This window comes from Bacillus sp. S/N-304-OC-R1 (assembly GCF_019749375.1).
Lineage (GTDB): Bacteria > Bacillota > Bacilli > Bacillales > Cytobacillaceae > Cytobacillus.
In genome coordinates, this window is sequence record NZ_JACWFE010000017.1 from 16102 (window position 1) to 32916 (window position 16815).

The following is a 16815-nucleotide window of genomic DNA, read 5'->3' on the forward strand; positions in this document are numbered from 1 at the left end:
CCTATTTTAACCTATTTCAAATACGAATGCACGTTCTTATCTTTTATTTTGTTATTCATTTTTCGTTATTTGCAGTGCTTTTTTAATATCCTTAAACGAATTTGATTTTCCGTACATAAGAACTCCGCCTTTATATACTCTTGAACCAAATATGGCGAGAATAACAATCGTAATGATGAGAATTGCAATCCCTAATAAAGGCTCCCACATTGGCAATGTCAGCATTCCAACACGCATAAACATAAGCATTGGCGTGAAAAAAGGAATATAGGACGCAATCGTTATGAAGGAAGTATCCGGCTGACTAAGTCCAAACATGGAGATCATAAAGCCTGCCACAACTACCATAGTCATTGGCATGATCATTTGCTGAACATCTTCAATCCGGCTGACAAGCGAGCCAAGAAAAGCAGCTAATGTTGCATATAAGAAATAGCCTAGTAACAGAAATACTAGAGCATAAATAATCGTTGAAATAGGAATATCACTGAATCCGAAAAATTCAAAAACGCCGCCTTGCATCGTTTGCAAATTACTTTTTACAAAATAATAGCCTACTAATAGGATAACACCCATTTGCGTTAAGCTTAGCAGAGCGATTCCAAGAATTTTTGCAAACATTTGCTTTACTGGAGCTACACTTGAAATCAGAATTTCCATCACTCGTGAAGATTTCTCTGTTGCCACTTCCATTGCAATCATATTCGCATACATGAGTACAGCAAAGTAAATGATGAAAAGAAGAACATAGACAAGCCCTCTTGCCTGGTTCAATTCTTCCTCTGTTTTCGCGTTTTCTTCAAGGGCTACTTTACTGAAGGAAACAGGCTCATACAGCTTGCCTAATTGCTCCTGTGTTAAATTTATTTTGGATGCGGCCATCTGCGTCTTTATTTGCTGCAAAGATTGCTGAATTTCAGATGGAAGTGAAGAATCAGCGATACTTCTTGCCTTATAAACTGCTTGAGGCAGATTATCCTGATTATTAGAGAGGATTAGCAATCCATTATAATCAGCAGACTTTACTGCATTTTCTCCCTCTGCAATAGAGCCGCTAAAAGCCTCAAGCACTATCTCGCTATTATTCATTTTTAGCTGCTCCATTAGCGGATTGAACAGTTCCTTCGTCTCGTCTATTACAGCAATCTTTTCTCCTGAATCATCACTATTAAAAAAGTCGAAAATTTTAGACATGTTCGTTAAGCCAATCATAAATAAACAAGTAATCAAAGTCGTAATAATAAATGATTTTGTTTTCAGTTTAGACAAATATGTATGAGAAAGGATAATCCAAAAATTACTCATAAGAAGCACCTACCTTTTCAATAAAAATATCATTCAAAGAAGGTTCTTCAAGGACAAATTTTCGAATAAAACCTTTACCTACGATCTCATTTAAAACGCCTTCTGCAATTTTTTCGCCTTCAATTTGCAGATGAATACCTTCCGTTGTTTGCCTCGCCTTTGTAACACCTGGGTAACTCTTTAGAAACTCCAAATCAAAGTCAGCGTGAATTACCAAATTCTTCTTCCCGAAGGAACGTTTAATCTCCTTTAATGCTCCCTGAACAACAGGCTTTCCTTTATGCATAATACATAAATGCTCACACATTTCTTCCACATGCTCCATTCGATGGGAGGAAAAAACAATAGTAGTTCCTTGATTTTTCAATTCGATTACAGCATCCTTAAGCTGTTCAACATTTACTGGATCCAGCCCGCTGAACGGCTCATCCAAAATAAGCAATTTCGGCTTATGAATAACAGCTGTAATAAATTGGATCTTTTGCTGATTTCCCTTTGATAGCTCCTCTACTTTTTTGTTTGCATATTCAGGTACTTTAAAACGCTGCAGCCAATAGTCTAGCTCCTTTACTATTTCCTGTTTTTGCATGCCTCTTAATCTTGCTAAATAAACAATTTGATCTTTTACCTTCAGCTTCGGATACAGTCCCCTTTCTTCAGGTAAATATCCGATTAGCGGACTTGTTGAATAATCAATCTTTTTTCCATTCCAAGTAATGCTTCCTTCGCTTGCATCAATCAAACCAAGAATCATCCGAAAGGTTGTCGTTTTTCCTGCTCCATTTGCCCCTAGAAATCCGAACATTTCTTTATCTGGAATCGAGAGCGATAAATCATCTACGGCAGTAAACTTTCCAAAACGTTTTGTTATATGTTCTAATTTTAATCCCATTAGTAACTCCTCCACTCTTCCTAATAATACGAGTATAAATGAAAAAAGGTTCAAAAAAATGAGGTTTTATAAAATCTTTGCACAATCAGTAGAATTATGGAAAAATAACATTATAATCTGAATCTTAGAACAAGGGGGGCACCTCGAATGAAAACATATAAACTGACTGTTTTCGAAAAAAATGGGGAAAAGCTGCTGGACGAAGCATTTCAGGCTAATGATGATACCGATGCAAAAGGTATCGGGGAGCAAGTGCTAAAGGAAAAGGGCTTAGAAGATAAAACATACCGCTGTACATCACCCGCTGGAAAACTAATCTTATTTCATTCCTAAAAAAGCAATAAGAAAAAAGCAAAGAAAAATATCTTTGCTTTTTCTTATTTTCCTGTAAACACAGGTTTTCTTTTCTCCATAAAAGCGCGAATGCCTTCTTGGTGATCCTTTGTTTGTGTCATTTTATACTGTCCAGCCCTTTCAAGCTCAAGCACATTTAATAATTGGGGCAGATTCTTTTCAGCGTAAATTTTTTTCGTTTCAATCATCGCTTTAATTGGGCTGTTCAGCCATTTTATTAATATTTCTTCTAGAGCACTATTTAACTCTCCTTCAGCTACTTCGTGGATTAACCCTATTTTGTAAGCCTCCTCAGCAGTTAATGGCTTTCCCTCCCAAATTAAATGCTTTGCTCGATCCTCTCCAAGACGCTTTTCTATGAAATAATGTCCAGCCCCATCCGGAATTAATCCTATTCCAATAAAATTCATAGCGAGCTTACTAGACTTCTCTGCAATGAGATAATCAGTTGCTAAAGCTAGACTAAGGCCAAGCCCTGCCGCTGCACCTGATATTGCACTTATAGTTAATTTTGGCATTGTATAGAGCTCTGTGACAGCTGCACTAATGCTATTCATAACAGCTGGGAAGTCATTTTCATTTGCTGCAGCCAGCATTGTTTTAATGTCTCCGCCGGAGCAAAACGCACGGCCCTTCCCTGTTAAAATAACTATATCCACTTCTTCTTTAGAGCTAATGTTCTTTAATACACCAGATAGCTCATTTAGCATTTCTATGTTCAAGGCATTCAATGAATCTGGCCGATTCAACTCTATCGTTGCAACTCGCCCTTCAATCTCCATATTTACTGTTTCTGTTAAAAATTCCAATTTATCCCCTCCCATAAACTTATTATAATGGCTTATATTATACTTAAAAACAAAAATGAACATCTATTCATAATTTTATAAAAAATAACAGCCGTCAAATGATTACGGCTGCTATTTTTCTATTCATTTTTTCGTCTCCGATAGATCCTTTTGCACTACATCTCTTAATGCCATTTTCAGAAACTTCCCTACAGATGTTTTGGGAATTTCATTAAGAAATAGGATTTCATCTGGAAGCCACCATTTGGCAAATTGCGGCTTTAGAAATTCAAGCAGTTCCCCTTTGTCTACTTTCCCTTGGTATGCTTCCTTTAATACAACACATGCTACTGGACGCTCTTGCCACTCTTCATGTGGAACTGCAACTACGGCTGCTTCAAAGACAGCCTCATGAGCCATGAGCGCATTTTCAAGATCTACAGAAGAAATCCATTCACCGCCGCTTTTAATTAAATCCTTTGTCCGATCAACTATTTTCATGAAACCTTCCTCATCAATGGTAACGACATCTCCGGTGTATAGCCAGCCGTCACGGAAAGCCTCTGTTGTCCGTTCATCTTTATAATATTCGGAAGCAATCCATGGGCCACGAATCGCAAGCTCGCCCATTTCTTTCCCATCCCAGGCTGCTTCTCCATCCTTTCCGACAATTTTCATTTCCAATCCCGGAACAAGAATCCCCTGCATAGCCTTCAGTTCGAGACGATCCTCATAAGATAGCTCTTCTTGATAACTCTTTAAAGTTGAAATGACAACTAACGGACTTGTCTCCGTCATACCATATGCATGCATGAATGGAATATTATGCTTTTGCTCAAAAGCTTTAATCATTCCCTTTGGCGCTGCAGATCCGCCGCATAGTACAGCACGAAGCGAACTCATATCATAGCTATTTTCTTCAAGCTCTTTTAATAACCCTAGCCAAATCGTTGGCACTCCAGCTGTGATCGTTACCTTCTCTTCCTGGATTAACTCAGCTATGAGCTTTGGTGTAAAATAAGGTCCTGGCATTACTAAATTCGTTCCAAACCATACAGCTGCAAATGGCAACCCCCATGCATTTACATGGAACATTGGAACTACAGGCATCGCAATATCCTTTTCACTAACTCCTGCGCTATCAGCCATTCCCAATGCCATACTATGAAGAACGATTCCGCGATGAGAATAAATAACCCCTTTCGGATTCCCAGTTGTGGCAGATGTATAGCACATCCCCGCTGGTGCATTTTCATCGAGATCATCTGGATATTCATAGTCTCCTGATGCTTCTTCAAGCAATTTTTCATAGTGGAATACATTTGTCAGACTTGTTTCCGGCAGCTCTTGGTCATCTGTCATAATCACAAATGCCTTAACAGTTGGTAACTTATCCTTCACTGCTTCAATTAAAGGCAAAATATCCAAATCTATTAATAATACCTTATCTTCAGCATGATTGATGATGTAAACAATATGCTGCGGAGAAAGACGAATATTAATCGTATGAAGGATTGCACCACTGCACGGAATTGCAAAATACGCTTCTAAATGGCGATGATGGTTCCATGCAAGTGTTCCTACTTTATCTCCTCTCTCAACTCCTAGCTTTTGCAGACTTTGAGCGAGTTTTCTCGTCCGTTCAGCTATTTCCTTATATGTAAATCGCTGAATACCACTAGCTGTTCTCGATACTACTTGCTTCTTAGGAAAAAACTTTTCTGCTCTCTTGATCATTTGCGTCATTGTCAAAGGTGTTTGCATCATCATATCCAATTCCTCCCTTTCAAAGTGCGCTTTACATCCTATCAAAGAAGTGTATGATCGTTTGTACCTAAAACATTCTATCTATCTCGAAAAAACCCTTTTATTTTTCATAATATTCAAAATTTTATTTTCAAAAGAAATCCCCTGCTTATGCAAGGGATTGTTGTTTATCGAATAATTCACTAAGAAGCTTTAATTTATCATCTGTATATTTTTCGAAGCTTTCATTATAGGTTTTCGGATCCTTTGGATTGGCAAAATGCGTTATTTTTCCTGTTTGCGGATGGACAAATTTGCTCGCGGCTCCGCATCCTAGACCAATAATTGTCTGCTGTTCTTCCATAATCATAATGTTATAGATACTGTCTTGGCCAGGTAGTGAATAGCCAACATTCTCAAGGTTTCCAAGAATGTTTTTTTGTCTGTATAAATAATATGGAGTGTAGTTATGCTGTTTTGTCCAATTTTCAGCCATTTCCATCATTTTTTCAATTTCACTGCGTTCGGCTACTTTGTATTTCTCTTTATTCTTTGTCATTTCAGACGCACGCTTGAATGATAATGTATGAACAGTAAGCGATTCAGGCAACAGTTTCTCCGTTTCGTTAAGGGTATGTGTGAATTCTGGAACACCTTCGCCTGGAAGCCCAATAATTAAATCCATATTAATATTATTCATTCCCATACTTCGTGCAAGATGAAATTTTTCAATTGTTTCTTCAACTGTATGGTGCCTGCCTATCGCTTTTAATGTTTCTTGAATATAGGACTGGGGATTAATACTGATTCGGTCAATATTCCACTTTTTCAGCACCTCTAGCTTCTCTGGTGTAATCGTATCAGGTCTGCCAGCTTCAACAGTAATTTCTCGGATATTTTTCACATCTGGGAAAGAAGTGTACATTTCTTCATAGAGCATATCCATTTCTTCTGCGGTAATGCTTGTCGGTGTACCGCCACCAAAATAAACAGTCGTAATCTTAACATTGTTTTCCTTCAGCCATTCTCCTACCTTTCTCATTTCATAGTGAAGACCGCCGAGGAAGGAATCTACTGATCCTTGCCGCCCGTTGATCGCATAGGCTGGGAATGTACAATAGGCACATTTTGTTGGGCAGAAAGGAATACCAATATAAATACTAACCTCATTTTGAAGCTCGTATAAATCCGGGACAACGGATAGCTGGCGATCAACGATATGCTGCATGAGCTGGATTTTTTCATCCGTAATTAAGTAGTCTTCTTTTAATTGCTTGTGGGCAGTATCGATCGGAGTTCCATTTTGCATATGACGGTGCATAAGCTTTGTTGGACGAATTCCCGTTAATATCCCCCATTTTTGAATCATGCCGGTCCAATCTTGCAGTACCTTTAAATACACATGAGAGATTGCATATTTAACCCGTTTAAAATGTTCCTTTTCTGATTCTGCTGCGATTGAGGCAGTCTCATAAACTGCTATTTTTTTATTTCCGTCCTGATCTGTTAATTGAGCATGAACAGAGATCGTTTCTTTTTCCTGTAAAATAATATTTATTGTTAGATCCACATCTTGTACTGGATTTAGGGTTACTTTACATTCTTCAAAAAATAAATTCGCTATGAGCTGAAGCGGACGATGAAACCGCTCATCTTGTAAACCTGTCACTGAAATATGCAATACAATCACCTTTTATTTTTATTTATGTCTGTTTTCTAAAAGATTGTTGCTTTTAATAACATTGGAAACGCAGAGTGGATTGGAGCGGAAGGCACTTGACTCCTGCGGGAAATAGAGGAAAGGTCGAGACCCCGCAGACGGAACGGCGAGGAAGGCTCGACTTCCTCCCCGCGGAAAGCAAGTGCCTGTAGCGGAAAGGAACGGTTCCCTGTTTAAAACAACAAAGTTTACGAAAAGAGCCTTTTTATAAAACTGCCTGGATGGCAGCTGAAATAGTCTTTATTCAGAACTTATTTAAGTGTACAGAAATGGCTAAACAAGGTCAATATAGTGGAAAACATTGATTTTTTTATGACACAGAAAAGAGCCGAATCAATAGGATCCCGCTCAATGTAAGGAATTATTTTAATAAGTTCATTTTTCGCAGAAATTCAATTGGTTGCTGCTTTCTAAAATGCTCTTTTACCATATAAGTAACACCATGCTGATTATTTGGACGAGTTACCCAGTCAGCTGCTTTTTTTACCTCTGCTGGTGCATTTCCCATTGCAACACCTAGCCCTGCTGACTCAATCATGCCAAGATCATCGATACCGTCGCCAATCACTACCATTTCACTGCGTGCAATTTCTAAATGATCTGCTAAATACAATAAGCCATTAAGCTTTGACACACCTGCAGGCAAAATATCCATACGGAGATTGTTCAGCTGGAGAATATCTATTTCCGTAAACATTCCTTTCATTGCTGCCTTTGCATCCTGCAAATCCGTTTCATCTTCAAAATATACTTCAATTTTTGGAGGATTGACCGGATCATCAAGAATGGTATCGCTTAAGGAATCAACAAATTGCTGAGAGTAAAAGATCGGATCACCCGATGAAAAAACAGTTTTAGCGAGCATATTGTTGTTTAGCCTCGACTTATTCGCAAGCGCAAATTTTTCATGAACCAAGCGAATTTGGCACGAAAACCCTTCGAGCAGCCTAACAATTTCATACGTAATATCCTCTGCAATCCGCCGGACAAAAATAGGCTTATCTCTTGAGCTGGCAATATAGGCTCCACTATGAGCAACAATTAATGAACCCAGCTTTAATGCCTTTGCCACCTTTTTCGCAGATGGAAAGCTCCTGGATGTAACTAATGTAACATATATCCCTTTTTGCTGGACATATTCAATTGCTTCTTTCGTTGATTTATGAAGTCTTCCATTTGATTGTAGAAGAGTGCCATCAATATTGATTGCCAACAGCTTGTATATCATCATATTTCCCCCTTACGCGAGAGTAAAATTGTCCTACTACACTTTTATGAAAAGAAAAAAAGGAATAGAACAATCCTTGGAAAAACTTCACAACTTGGAATAATTACCAATTATTCTGTTGAATAATTTTCTCTTAACCAATAAAAAATATAATTGTAATATTTAATACACCAAAGGAGATGATTTACATGGCAAGAAGCAACAATTCAAATCAGCTTTTAGTACCAGGAGTGTCTCAGGCAATTGAGCAAATGAAGTACGAAATCGCAACAGAATTCGGTGTAAACCTTGGCCCAGAAACATCTTCAAGAGCAAATGGTTCAGTTGGTGGAGAAATTACGAAGCGCCTTGTGCAAATGGCTGAGCAGCAGCTTGGCGGAAGATTTTAAAGAAAACTAAAGTTTATATAGGAAAACCGCTCTCAATCATCGGAGCGGTTTTCCCATATATACGTATCAATTTAGCCTAAAGGTCCATATAACTCCTCAAGCGGCTTCATAATAATTTTATTCAGCTCTGCTATGATCATGCTCATTCTTTGTTCGGCTTCCATTAGCTTCGCAATTTTGGCGTTTTGCTGTACTTGTGCTACAGTTTGTTGCGCCTGCTGAACTTCAGCTTGAGTAATTTCTTGCCCCATCATTTGTTTTTGCTGAAGCTGCATTTGAATGTGACGGAAGTTTTCAAACATTGCTTTTGCAGTTGGATCCGCATTCACTTCAGCATACGCTTGCTTCAAAGTACTGTATTCACTGCTTTGTCTAACAGCTTTTTCTAATTCATAGGCAGCATCATATAAGTTTACTGGCATAGTTCATATACTCCTCCCTATTTGGGTAATCACTTCACTATATCAAACTATGCAATCCAATGCGAGGCGTGTTTGAAAAAATATTTCACTTACGCTAGAGAATAACCGCGATAATTCCTTGAAATAGCCCGATTAGACCTCCAAGCAATGCCCCTAAATAAGTAATCATTTTTAATTCACTCTTTGTTATGGATAACACCATTTCTTCCAGTCTTTCAACAGAAAAAGTCTCCACTTGTTCCTGAACAATTTCCTGCAGACGAAGTCTTTCCATTAGCATATTTACGCGGCTTGATAACCATTCTCCGAAAAGCTCAATACTCTTTGGCACAATGCTTTCAATTATATTTTTACGGAAAGGTTCACTCAATTTAGAAAGTGGAGCTTGGAATAGTTGGTCCAGTTTTAATATGTCGTGAATTTTTTCTTTCAAAAAAGTGAGAAAAGCTTCTTGATTAATAAACTCTTCAATTTTTGCACCTTCCCACTCTAAAATCTTTTCCCATTCTTTACTTAGAAGAGAAGTAATAATATCGGCAGTTCCCTCATTTTTTAGGAATTTAATAATTTCTGGCTGAATTTTTTCGGCAATATTGATATTGCCCATAAACATTTGCATCATGCTTCCAAGAACACCGCTTCTTTCCTTTAAGAAGTCATCGGCCATTTTCTGGATTCTCGTATATCCTTCAAAGCTTGAAAAATAATCAATTCCTTTTTGAAGGATAAACTTACTTACTTCAGGGATTTTTCCATTAACCTTTTCTATCATAGGCTCTGGAATAATATTTTTTAAAGGTTTATGACGATAATTCTCCATCAGCCCTTCATATTTTTTTTCTATGATGTCATTTAATCGTTGTTCTGATTTATTTTGGAGATTTTCTATTCCAAGAGTATCTAATAATTGTGCAGGAGTTTTCTCTGATTGTAAGAAATTACCCAATTCATTTTGCACAACATTCGTCATTTCCTTTTGAAAGCTTTCATTTAGAAATTTCCGCTGAATACTTTCTGGTGTTAGCAGATGGTTAACAACCATTTTCCCCATTTGTTCTGCTAGCTCATCCCTTCGTTTCGGAATTAAGCCTGGTGTAAATGGAACTCTCCATTTTCCAATATATAGTGTTCGATAAGGTCTGAAGAGCATTTTTATAGCAAGAAAGTTTGTAAACCCTCCAATTATAGCTCCAATTGTGATCATTAATAAAATTGTTAGTAAAATTTGCATATGAATAAACATCTCTCTTCCATTCTGGACTTGCGCACCAATTTAACCTTTTTTACATACGATACTTTATCAGCTTTTGCCTATTTTTTCATTATTAATGCATTATAATCTTTAATAAATGAGGAATGATCATGACTTTATCATTAATACCTATTACGATTGTTCCAGCGAAAGTGTTTCAAAAAACGGACAATACGATAAAAATTAGCCATCCCCTTATTCAATATTGGAGGCTGAATACTGCAAAACCTGTAGTTCTGGTGGCAGGCAAAAAACAAATAATAGCCAATATTGAGGCAGCGCATATTTCTAAAGAAGAAATATTTATCAGTGAGTCCATTTTCGAGGAACTAGAGCTTCCTGCAAAAGAAACGCGTTTAATCACTAGTTTTTCACATAAAGAACATCGCATTACATTCGGGCCTATTATTGGACTTCTGACTGAAATCGAATATTTAGAAAATACACAACCTCATTTTCGCTCAATACACAGCTTTTGCAAAGAGATGCATGATGTAATCTCACAAATAGGCGGCTTTTTCTATGTTTTCTCATTTATGGACTACTCTGATGGGACGATAAATGGATATTACTTCGATCATGATAACTGGATTAAATTCAGTGCCCCATTGCCTGATGTGATATACAATCGTATCCATTCACGAAAACTCGAGGCAAGTATATCTTTTCAAAAATTCAAAGCTAATATGTTTGAGAACAATATTCCTATATTTAATGATCAATTTCTCTCTAAAGATATCGTCCACAACCTATTAGCTGCTGAAGAATATTTACACCTCTACCTCCCAAAAACGGTTTCTGCATCAGAGAAGACGATAGAAGATTTGATGAACCAATATGATTCCATTTATATAAAACCAGTTCACGGGAGTCAAGGGAGAAATATAATTAAGGTTTCTCGATCCAATCATGTAATCCAAGCAGAACTGTCTACCGCCAGAAAAAATGAACACATTCATAATTTCAATTCATTCGATCAATTCTCCAAATGGATCTCTCCTTTTCTAAAAAAAAGAACCTATATTGCTCAGCAAGGGGTACCTTTAGTGAAATACAAAAATAATCAGCTTGACTTCCGCATCCTTTGCCATCGAAATTTGCATAATTCTTGGATGGCAACCTCAGCTGTTGCCAGAATCTCTGCTGAAGACCAGTTTGTTTCTAATATTGCGAGAGGCGGAGAGATAATGAAGCCTATTCATGTACTTTCTAATCTCTCTAGCCGAAAAACAGCTATTCAGCAGCTCGCTCTTATGAAAGAGCTTGCTGTGGAAACGTCATCTATTATTAGTCAAAGGATGGATGGATTAATTGGCGAGCTAGGAATTGATATCGGGGTAGATGATAATGAAAAGCTCTGGATTATTGAAGTCAATGCTAAACCTTCGAAAAACTTTGAGGAACATACGAATAAAATTCGCCCCTCCTCTAAGGCTTTATTACAATACTGCACCTATTTAGCGTTCTCCAAGAAAAAATAAAAAACCGCTCCTTTAGAGCAATGTCTTACTTTAAGGAGGTAAAACGATGCTTTCATTTGGACTAATGGCACTGCAAACAACTAGCGAACAAATGTATTTTCATGAAATAGCGAAAAGAGCGCATTTACATGAAATGGCATGTTATCGATTTGTTCCCTCAAATATTAATCCAATGACTGAAAATGTAAAAGGAGATTACTTTAATCCCCAGACAAATGAATGGGAAACTAGTGAATTTCCACTTCCTAAGATCCTCTACGATCGGTGTTTCTATAAAGAGGATCCTCATTCACAACAATGTAAAGCTATAGTTAAGTGGCTAAAGACGAAGGAGGATTTAATCTTTTTAGGGTATGGACTTCCTAATAAAATGGAGCTTTACAATAAGCTGGCCGATTCAGAACTATCCCCTTACGTACTAAAATCATCCCTTGTTTCCTCAGGAGAGAGTGTCATAGATGAGCTAAACTCCAATAAGCCTTTTATCATAAAACCAGTAAACGGCTCACAAGGAAGAGGGGTCTATTATTTAGAGAAGCATAATAATGAAATTATTGTTCAAACAGATAAACAAAATAAAACTGTCACACGAACATTTGCCTATAAAGAAAAAGCAATTTCCTTAATCAATTACCTGATTAAAGACAGAGATTATCTAATCCAGGAATACAAAAAACTAACAAATAAAAAAAACCAGCCTTTTGATATAAGAGTCCTTCTCCAAAAGGATGAAAACGGCGACTGGAAGGAAGTTGCAAAAGGGATACGAACCGGCAAGGATAAAGGGATCGTTTCGAATATTAGTGCCGGCGGAACAATTTCTCCCTTCCAGGATTGGTTAGCAGCTTATCCATCGGCAAAAAGAGATTATTTAAGGAATGAAATGAACGAAATTCTCCGCTCTTTACCGCAAATTTTAGAAAAGCATTTCCCGCCGCTATTTGAAATAGGCGTTGATCTCGGGGTAAGCGAGGATTTATCTATCTGGATACTTGATGTCAACTCAAAACCCGGACGAAAGGTAGCTTTAACGATTAATCCTTTTCTTGAAGATTATTTATATTCTTCCCCACTTCTTTACGGTAAACGATTAGATTTTGAAAGGAGAAAGAAAAATGAGACAACATTATCAAGTTGAAATTCTTCATGATCTCTCCCAAAAAGTCTATATTCCAGCGGCAGCAAATCTAGAAACGCCATTATCCAAAGTCGCTTTTGGATCTCAATCTATTGAGGCTTCAATCGAAATTCACGAAAAACCATTAATCAGTCTGAGCCATGATGTAGCAGATAAGCTGAAATTTCCTGATTTAAAGGTGCCTCTTCATATTTTTAGTGATCAGGAATCGCTGTATATCGGGCCGCTTGTTGGAATATTCACATCGGGATTTACTCCCTTCCAGATGCGGCCGATTGGGGAACGAAGCCTATTTTTTGCAAAGCTGCTTTCCGTAAAAAAATCAGTCGGTGCCATTCCTTTCGTATTCGGGGAGCAGCATATTAATTGGGATCTAGGAACGATAAATGGATTATTTTATGATGGAGGCTGGAAAAACTTTGAGATTCCTTTTCCAAACGTCGTATATGATAGACTCCCAAACCGAAAAAGCGAAAGAAAAGCTGAGCAAAAAAATATTAAAGAACGTCTGCAATCAGAATATTTAATACCTTGGTATAATCCTGGTTTCTTTAATAAATTAGATATTTACGATCGGCTTATTCAGGATGATCGGATTGCTAAATTTTTGCCCGAAACTTTGCCTTTTCTATCTTTTTCAGAAATTGAAAGAATGCTTAGTGAATATGGGCATGTCTATATGAAACCGATACATGGGAGCCTTGGGCTAGGAATTCATCAAATCCTATACGAAAAGTCAGATAGCTATTATTATTGCCGTTATCGCAATCATCAAGGAGAAAATAAGCTGCTGAAATTTAACACCCTTGAAGGATTAATGAAGCAAGTTTTTGCAGGAAAACGATTAAATCGGATGCTCGTTCAGCAAGGCATCCATCTTCTTCGAATAGATCAGCGCCCAATCGATTTTCGAATTCATACGAATAAAAATAATCATGGTGAATGGGTTGTTACAGCAATTGCCGCTAAGGTAGCTGGTGCTGGAAGTGTTACCACTCATGTGAGAAGCGGCGGCGTAATTAAAACGATTGCGGAAGTGTTTCCTTCTGAGGAAGAGGAAAAGCAAGTCACCGAAAAATTATCAAATGCGGCTCTGCTATTAAGTAAGGCATTAGAAGAAAATATGGAAGGAATCATAGGTGAAATAGGCTTTGATCTCGGTATTGACAGGAAAGGCAATGTTTGGTTGTTCGAAGCTAATTCCAAACCAGGACGATCGATTTTCAAACATCCCCAAATGAAGGAATTTGATTTTCTAACAAGAAAACTTTCCTTATCCTTTGCTGTTTTTTTAGCTGAAAGGGCTATAATCAAACCAGAGGAAGTTTTTGGATGAAAATTATCTATGATTTAGAACAAAAAGAATGGTTAACCACATCTTCAATAGATTCGGTTACTTTTGGAAAAAGGAAGCAGCCTATAAAAAACATTGGTTTTTCGCCGTCAAAAAGTATTACGTTTCATATAGAGGGAAAAAAGGATATTACGTTAATTGGCATATTAACTGGAAGAAAAAAAGATAATAAAGTAACTGGAAATGGCCGACTTTTTAAAGAGCTTCAAAAAGAAATTATGAAAAGCGGCGGGTTATCCGTTGTCTTCACTCCGCAAAATATTAAAGATGATGTAATTGAAGGCTTCCTTTACCAGCCTGAGAGAGATAAATGGTACCCGGTCATTTGTCCTTTGCCTCATGTTATTTATAATCGAGTGCCGTTTCGCAGACTAGAAAAATCAAAAGCTTTTAAGGATGTTCATCAGTTTTTTAAAAATAATGATATCCCCTTTTTTAATACATGTTTTCTTGATAAATACGAATTATACCAGATCTTATCACGAGACCCTTATTTTCAGGAGCTCATTCCCGAAACAATGCTCATTAATGGGAAGGCTTCTTTTCAAGAGTTTCTGTATAAGCATCGGAAGTTATATTTAAAACCAGCCTTAGGATCAAAAGGAAAGGGCATCTACTGTGTTCATCTAAATCTTGATCAAACTATTAGTATGAATGGACTTGAAAACTCCTCAGTACATGAAAGTTTTCATCATTTTTGGATGAAATGGAGCCAAATTCTATTAAAAAAATCCTATATTGCTCAAAAAGAGATAAAACCGATTTTGTACAAGGGAAAACGATTTGATTTTCGAATTCTCGTTCATTATTGTAAAAATCGGTATACAATAACTGGAATTGGCATTCGTCAATCAGAGGAACAAGATATTACTACCCATATACCAAATGGTGGAAAAATGATACCTTACGAACACTTACAAACGACAGAACATGATCAATTTATAACTAATTTGGCAAAGAAAGCTGGAAAGCTGCTATCAAAACAATTAGGATTTTTTGGAGAGTTTTCTATTGATGCAGGGTTAACTGAAACTGGAAAATATGTCATTTATGAAATTAATTCAAAGCCAATGCAATTCGATGAACAGGAAATAGAAAAGAAACGTTTTCCAGCATTAGCAAACCTTTTCATGGAACTTGCAGGATATAATTAAAGGGGCAAATGCCCCCTTTTATTTATCTTTTGGCTGGACTAGCTAAAGAACGGAATTGTTCTTTTAACTTTTGGCGGGATTTGTCGTTTCGTAATAAATAGGCAGCTCCTAGTGCTAAAGTTGTTAATGCAAAAGTATTTCTACTCATAAGAGCATTCCTCCCTTATTGAAATATGTGTACATACTTCTTCTTCCCTTCATGTCAAAGAAATACACTGGAAAATTAGTGAGTTTTAATTTATTTGTTAAACATGAAGGTGTAAGATGTAGGAAAGGAGGCAGTGATATGTTAACACATTTTCAGTACAAGCCTTTATATGAAAATAAACAATTGCCTGGATGGAAAATTTCCTTTTACTACAACAAGCAAAAGTTCAACGGCATTTATCATCAAAATGGAAAAATTGAATGGACATCAACTGCTCCATACAGGGAAGATGAAATGATGCTTATGGAGCAAATTCATGAATTAATGCTCTTCCACGTTTATGATCAATGATGGTATGTTTTCACCTTTCTTTGGAAAAATAAAGCTTGTGATAAACAAAGGAGGCAAAATCCATGACTGATAAGTATAAATTTAAAGAAGACTCCCACTATGAAGGAAAAGACAAAGTATTTTTAGATGTTGATCGTATTATTAATGAAGGTTTGTCTGGCGGTTCTGTCCATATGAGAGAGGATTCGGCTAATATCGAAGAGGCTAGAGACCTTCATGAAGAATCCCCTCCAAACGATAATTGAGAAAAAGCACTTGCTCTCAAAATTAGAGCAAGTGCTTTTCTGTTTACGTTGACTATTCTTTAATAAACTTCACTTCATTATGGCCACATACTGAGCATTTCAATAGGTGCGGACACTCTTTATTAGCGTAATCAGCCCCATAGCCATTCTCCATTTTCATCAGATCAATAGGCATATATGCACTATAATCATCATAGTAATCCATAATTCTACCCTGATCGTATATAGAACCGCCGCAAGCTGAACAATTTTCATTGATCTCTTCAAAGCCATTGCAGATTGGACAAACAGCCATTCCTTGACCCTCGCTCCATTCTCTTATTATTATTCCTCTTCTTATCGTACCTAAATCCTTTTCTAGTTATGTGACGATTGACAGGAAACAATTTCCACTATAAAAATCGAATAAGCCTTGAGAAAATCTCCATAATATAGAGTAAACACCGCGACACACATTCAACTTTCCCACTAACCGATGGGTTAGACCAGTTAGAGGTAACAAGTTAAATCTTGTGTCGGTGCAACTCCGGCTAACCCAACCATACTAAAAAAATTTATGAGGAGATGAAACAATATGAACAACAACACATCAAGCAGAAGCAATTCCTCAAACCAATTACTAGTACCTGGAGTAGCACAAGCTCTTGACCAAATGAAGTATGAAATTGCAAACGAATTTGGCGTAAACTTAGGTCCAGATACTACATCTCGTGCTAACGGTTCTGTTGGAGGAGAAATTACAAAGCGCCTTGTTCAAATGGCTGAACAACAGCTTGGCGGTTATCAACAATAATATTTGTTAAAAACAATTTAATATGATGGCTTTAAGCCCCCCTGTTTAGGGGGGC

19 protein-coding genes are annotated in these 16815 nt (G+C 37.1%); 9 read left to right on the forward strand and 10 right to left on the reverse strand.

Features of this window, described 5'->3' with window-relative positions; all coding sequences use genetic code 11:
• Positions 1-51: 51 nt before the first annotated feature.
• Together H0173_RS14395 and H0173_RS14400 are read right to left on the reverse strand one after the other, a co-directional pair.
• On the reverse strand, positions 52-1305 hold the full coding sequence (locus H0173_RS14395) for an ABC transporter permease (protein WP_221847228.1): 1254 nt from the start codon (positions 1303-1305) through the stop codon (positions 52-54).
• Entirely contained in the window at positions 1298-2197 is a 900-nt protein-coding gene (locus H0173_RS14400) for an ABC transporter ATP-binding protein (protein ID WP_221847229.1), read from the reverse strand. The genes H0173_RS14395 and H0173_RS14400 overlap by 8 nt, the downstream gene beginning before the upstream one ends.
• Positions 2198-2344: 147 nt before the next feature.
• On the opposite strand from H0173_RS14400, the gene H0173_RS14405 reads away from it, so the two are divergent.
• A complete protein-coding gene (locus H0173_RS14405) occupies positions 2345-2530 on the forward strand; it encodes a YhzD family protein (RefSeq protein ID WP_221847230.1) in 186 nt (61 codons plus the stop codon).
• Positions 2531-2574: 44 nt separating this feature from the next.
• On the opposite strand, the gene H0173_RS14410 is transcribed toward H0173_RS14405, so the two are convergent.
• The 4 genes from H0173_RS14410 to H0173_RS14425 all read right to left on the reverse strand — a co-directional run bounded on the left by H0173_RS14410 (position 2575) and on the right by H0173_RS14425 (position 8033).
• Positions 2575-3360 carry an enoyl-CoA hydratase gene (locus H0173_RS14410; RefSeq protein WP_260631194.1) on the reverse strand — a complete coding sequence of 262 codons (786 nt, stop codon included), beginning with the start codon at positions 3358-3360 and terminating at the stop codon, positions 2575-2577.
• Between the two features lie 123 nt (positions 3361-3483).
• Positions 3484-5109, reverse strand: coding sequence for a long-chain fatty acid--CoA ligase (locus H0173_RS14415; protein ID WP_221847232.1), 1626 nt, complete (start codon positions 5107-5109; stop codon positions 3484-3486).
• Between the two features lie 145 nt (positions 5110-5254).
• Positions 5255-6766 (reverse strand): coproporphyrinogen III oxidase, encoded by a 1512-nt coding sequence (locus H0173_RS14420; protein ID WP_221847233.1) that lies wholly within the window; start codon positions 6764-6766, stop codon positions 5255-5257.
• Between the two features lie 400 nt (positions 6767-7166).
• The gene (locus tag H0173_RS14425; RefSeq protein ID WP_221847234.1) at positions 7167-8033 is read right to left on the reverse strand and encodes a Cof-type HAD-IIB family hydrolase; all 867 of its coding nucleotides are present in this window, start codon (positions 8031-8033) and stop codon (positions 7167-7169) included.
• A gap of 188 nt (positions 8034-8221) precedes the next feature.
• Between H0173_RS14425 and H0173_RS14430 the strand changes: the two genes are divergently transcribed.
• Positions 8222-8422 carry an alpha/beta-type small acid-soluble spore protein gene (locus H0173_RS14430; protein WP_221847235.1) on the forward strand — a complete coding sequence of 67 codons (201 nt, stop codon included), beginning with the start codon at positions 8222-8224 and terminating at the stop codon, positions 8420-8422.
• Between the two features lie 71 nt (positions 8423-8493).
• Here H0173_RS14430 and H0173_RS14435 read toward each other — a convergent pair whose 3' ends face one another.
• Complete coding sequence (locus H0173_RS14435; protein WP_221847236.1) at positions 8494-8844, reverse strand: YlbF/YmcA family competence regulator; 351 nt, start codon at positions 8842-8844, stop codon at positions 8494-8496.
• Between the two features lie 94 nt (positions 8845-8938).
• Complete coding sequence (locus H0173_RS14440; RefSeq protein ID WP_260631195.1) at positions 8939-10087, reverse strand: DUF445 domain-containing protein; 1149 nt, start codon at positions 10085-10087, stop codon at positions 8939-8941.
• Positions 10088-10206: 119 nt separating this feature from the next.
• Between H0173_RS14440 and H0173_RS14445 the strand changes: the two genes are divergently transcribed.
• The 4 genes from H0173_RS14445 to H0173_RS14460 are packed head-to-tail and all read left to right on the forward strand — an operon-like array spanning position 10207 to position 15223.
• Positions 10207-11577, forward strand: coding sequence for a YheC/YheD family endospore coat-associated protein (locus H0173_RS14445; protein WP_221847237.1), 1371 nt, complete (start codon positions 10207-10209; stop codon positions 11575-11577).
• Between the two features lie 46 nt (positions 11578-11623).
• A complete protein-coding gene (locus tag H0173_RS14450) occupies positions 11624-12715 on the forward strand; it encodes a YheC/YheD family endospore coat-associated protein (RefSeq protein ID WP_221847238.1) in 1092 nt (363 codons plus the stop codon).
• Complete coding sequence (locus H0173_RS14455; RefSeq protein WP_221847239.1) at positions 12693-14051, forward strand: YheC/YheD family endospore coat-associated protein; 1359 nt, start codon at positions 12693-12695, stop codon at positions 14049-14051. The genes H0173_RS14450 and H0173_RS14455 overlap by 23 nt, the downstream gene beginning before the upstream one ends.
• The gene (locus H0173_RS14460; RefSeq protein ID WP_221847240.1) at positions 14048-15223 is read left to right on the forward strand and encodes a YheC/YheD family endospore coat-associated protein; all 1176 of its coding nucleotides are present in this window, start codon (positions 14048-14050) and stop codon (positions 15221-15223) included. The genes H0173_RS14455 and H0173_RS14460 overlap by 4 nt, the downstream gene beginning before the upstream one ends.
• Before the next feature lie 22 nt (positions 15224-15245).
• On the opposite strand, the gene H0173_RS22360 is transcribed toward H0173_RS14460, so the two are convergent.
• On the reverse strand, positions 15246-15371 hold the full coding sequence (locus H0173_RS22360) for a hypothetical protein (protein ID WP_260631196.1): 126 nt from the start codon (positions 15369-15371) through the stop codon (positions 15246-15248).
• Between the two features lie 138 nt (positions 15372-15509).
• Here H0173_RS22360 and H0173_RS14465 point away from each other — a divergent pair, with 138 nt between their 5' ends.
• Both H0173_RS14465 and H0173_RS14470 read left to right on the forward strand, forming a co-directional pair.
• Positions 15510-15722, forward strand: a complete 213-nt coding sequence (locus H0173_RS14465) for a YheE family protein (protein ID WP_221847241.1) — start codon at positions 15510-15512, stop codon at positions 15720-15722.
• A gap of 62 nt (positions 15723-15784) precedes the next feature.
• Positions 15785-15967, forward strand: coding sequence for a hypothetical protein (locus tag H0173_RS14470; RefSeq protein ID WP_221847242.1), 183 nt, complete (start codon positions 15785-15787; stop codon positions 15965-15967).
• Between the two features lie 52 nt (positions 15968-16019).
• On the opposite strand, the gene H0173_RS14475 is transcribed toward H0173_RS14470, so the two are convergent.
• Complete coding sequence (locus tag H0173_RS14475) at positions 16020-16262, reverse strand: hypothetical protein (RefSeq protein ID WP_221847243.1); 243 nt, start codon at positions 16260-16262, stop codon at positions 16020-16022.
• Between the two features lie 279 nt (positions 16263-16541).
• On the opposite strand from H0173_RS14475, the gene H0173_RS14480 reads away from it, so the two are divergent.
• A complete protein-coding gene (locus tag H0173_RS14480) occupies positions 16542-16760 on the forward strand; it encodes an alpha/beta-type small acid-soluble spore protein (protein WP_221847244.1) in 219 nt (72 codons plus the stop codon).
• Positions 16761-16815 lie beyond the last annotated feature (55 nt).

What these genes read in the sequence shown, in the direction of transcription:
- H0173_RS14465 (WP_221847241.1), top strand. Translation starts at nt 15,510, where the DNA reads ATGTTAACACATTTTCAGTACAAGCCTTTATATGAAAATAAACAATTG.
- H0173_RS14445 (WP_221847237.1), top strand. Translation starts at nt 10,207, where the DNA reads ATGACTTTATCATTAATACCTATTACGATTGTTCCAGCGAAAGTGTTT.
- H0173_RS22360 (WP_260631196.1), bottom strand. Translation starts at nt 15,371, where the DNA reads ATGAGTAGAAATACTTTTGCATTAACAACTTTAGCACTAGGAGCTGCC.
- H0173_RS14450 (WP_221847238.1), top strand. Translation starts at nt 11,624, where the DNA reads ATGCTTTCATTTGGACTAATGGCACTGCAAACAACTAGCGAACAAATG.
- H0173_RS14455 (WP_221847239.1), top strand. Translation starts at nt 12,693, where the DNA reads ATGAGACAACATTATCAAGTTGAAATTCTTCATGATCTCTCCCAAAAA.
- H0173_RS14470 (WP_221847242.1), top strand. Translation starts at nt 15,785, where the DNA reads ATGACTGATAAGTATAAATTTAAAGAAGACTCCCACTATGAAGGAAAA.
- H0173_RS14395 (WP_221847228.1), bottom strand. Translation starts at nt 1,305, where the DNA reads ATGAGTAATTTTTGGATTATCCTTTCTCATACATATTTGTCTAAACTG.
- H0173_RS14475 (WP_221847243.1), bottom strand. Translation starts at nt 16,262, where the DNA reads ATGGCTGTTTGTCCAATCTGCAATGGCTTTGAAGAGATCAATGAAAAT.
- H0173_RS14425 (WP_221847234.1), bottom strand. Translation starts at nt 8,033, where the DNA reads ATGATATACAAGCTGTTGGCAATCAATATTGATGGCACTCTTCTACAA.
- H0173_RS14460 (WP_221847240.1), top strand. Translation starts at nt 14,048, where the DNA reads ATGAAAATTATCTATGATTTAGAACAAAAAGAATGGTTAACCACATCT.
- H0173_RS14430 (WP_221847235.1), top strand. Translation starts at nt 8,222, where the DNA reads ATGGCAAGAAGCAACAATTCAAATCAGCTTTTAGTACCAGGAGTGTCT.
- H0173_RS14480 (WP_221847244.1), top strand. Translation starts at nt 16,542, where the DNA reads ATGAACAACAACACATCAAGCAGAAGCAATTCCTCAAACCAATTACTA.
- H0173_RS14415 (WP_221847232.1), bottom strand. Translation starts at nt 5,109, where the DNA reads ATGATGATGCAAACACCTTTGACAATGACGCAAATGATCAAGAGAGCA.
- H0173_RS14435 (WP_221847236.1), bottom strand. Translation starts at nt 8,844, where the DNA reads ATGCCAGTAAACTTATATGATGCTGCCTATGAATTAGAAAAAGCTGTT.
- H0173_RS14405 (WP_221847230.1), top strand. Translation starts at nt 2,345, where the DNA reads ATGAAAACATATAAACTGACTGTTTTCGAAAAAAATGGGGAAAAGCTG.
- H0173_RS14400 (WP_221847229.1), bottom strand. Translation starts at nt 2,197, where the DNA reads ATGGGATTAAAATTAGAACATATAACAAAACGTTTTGGAAAGTTTACT.
- H0173_RS14440 (WP_260631195.1), bottom strand. Translation starts at nt 10,087, where the DNA reads ATGTTTATTCATATGCAAATTTTACTAACAATTTTATTAATGATCACA.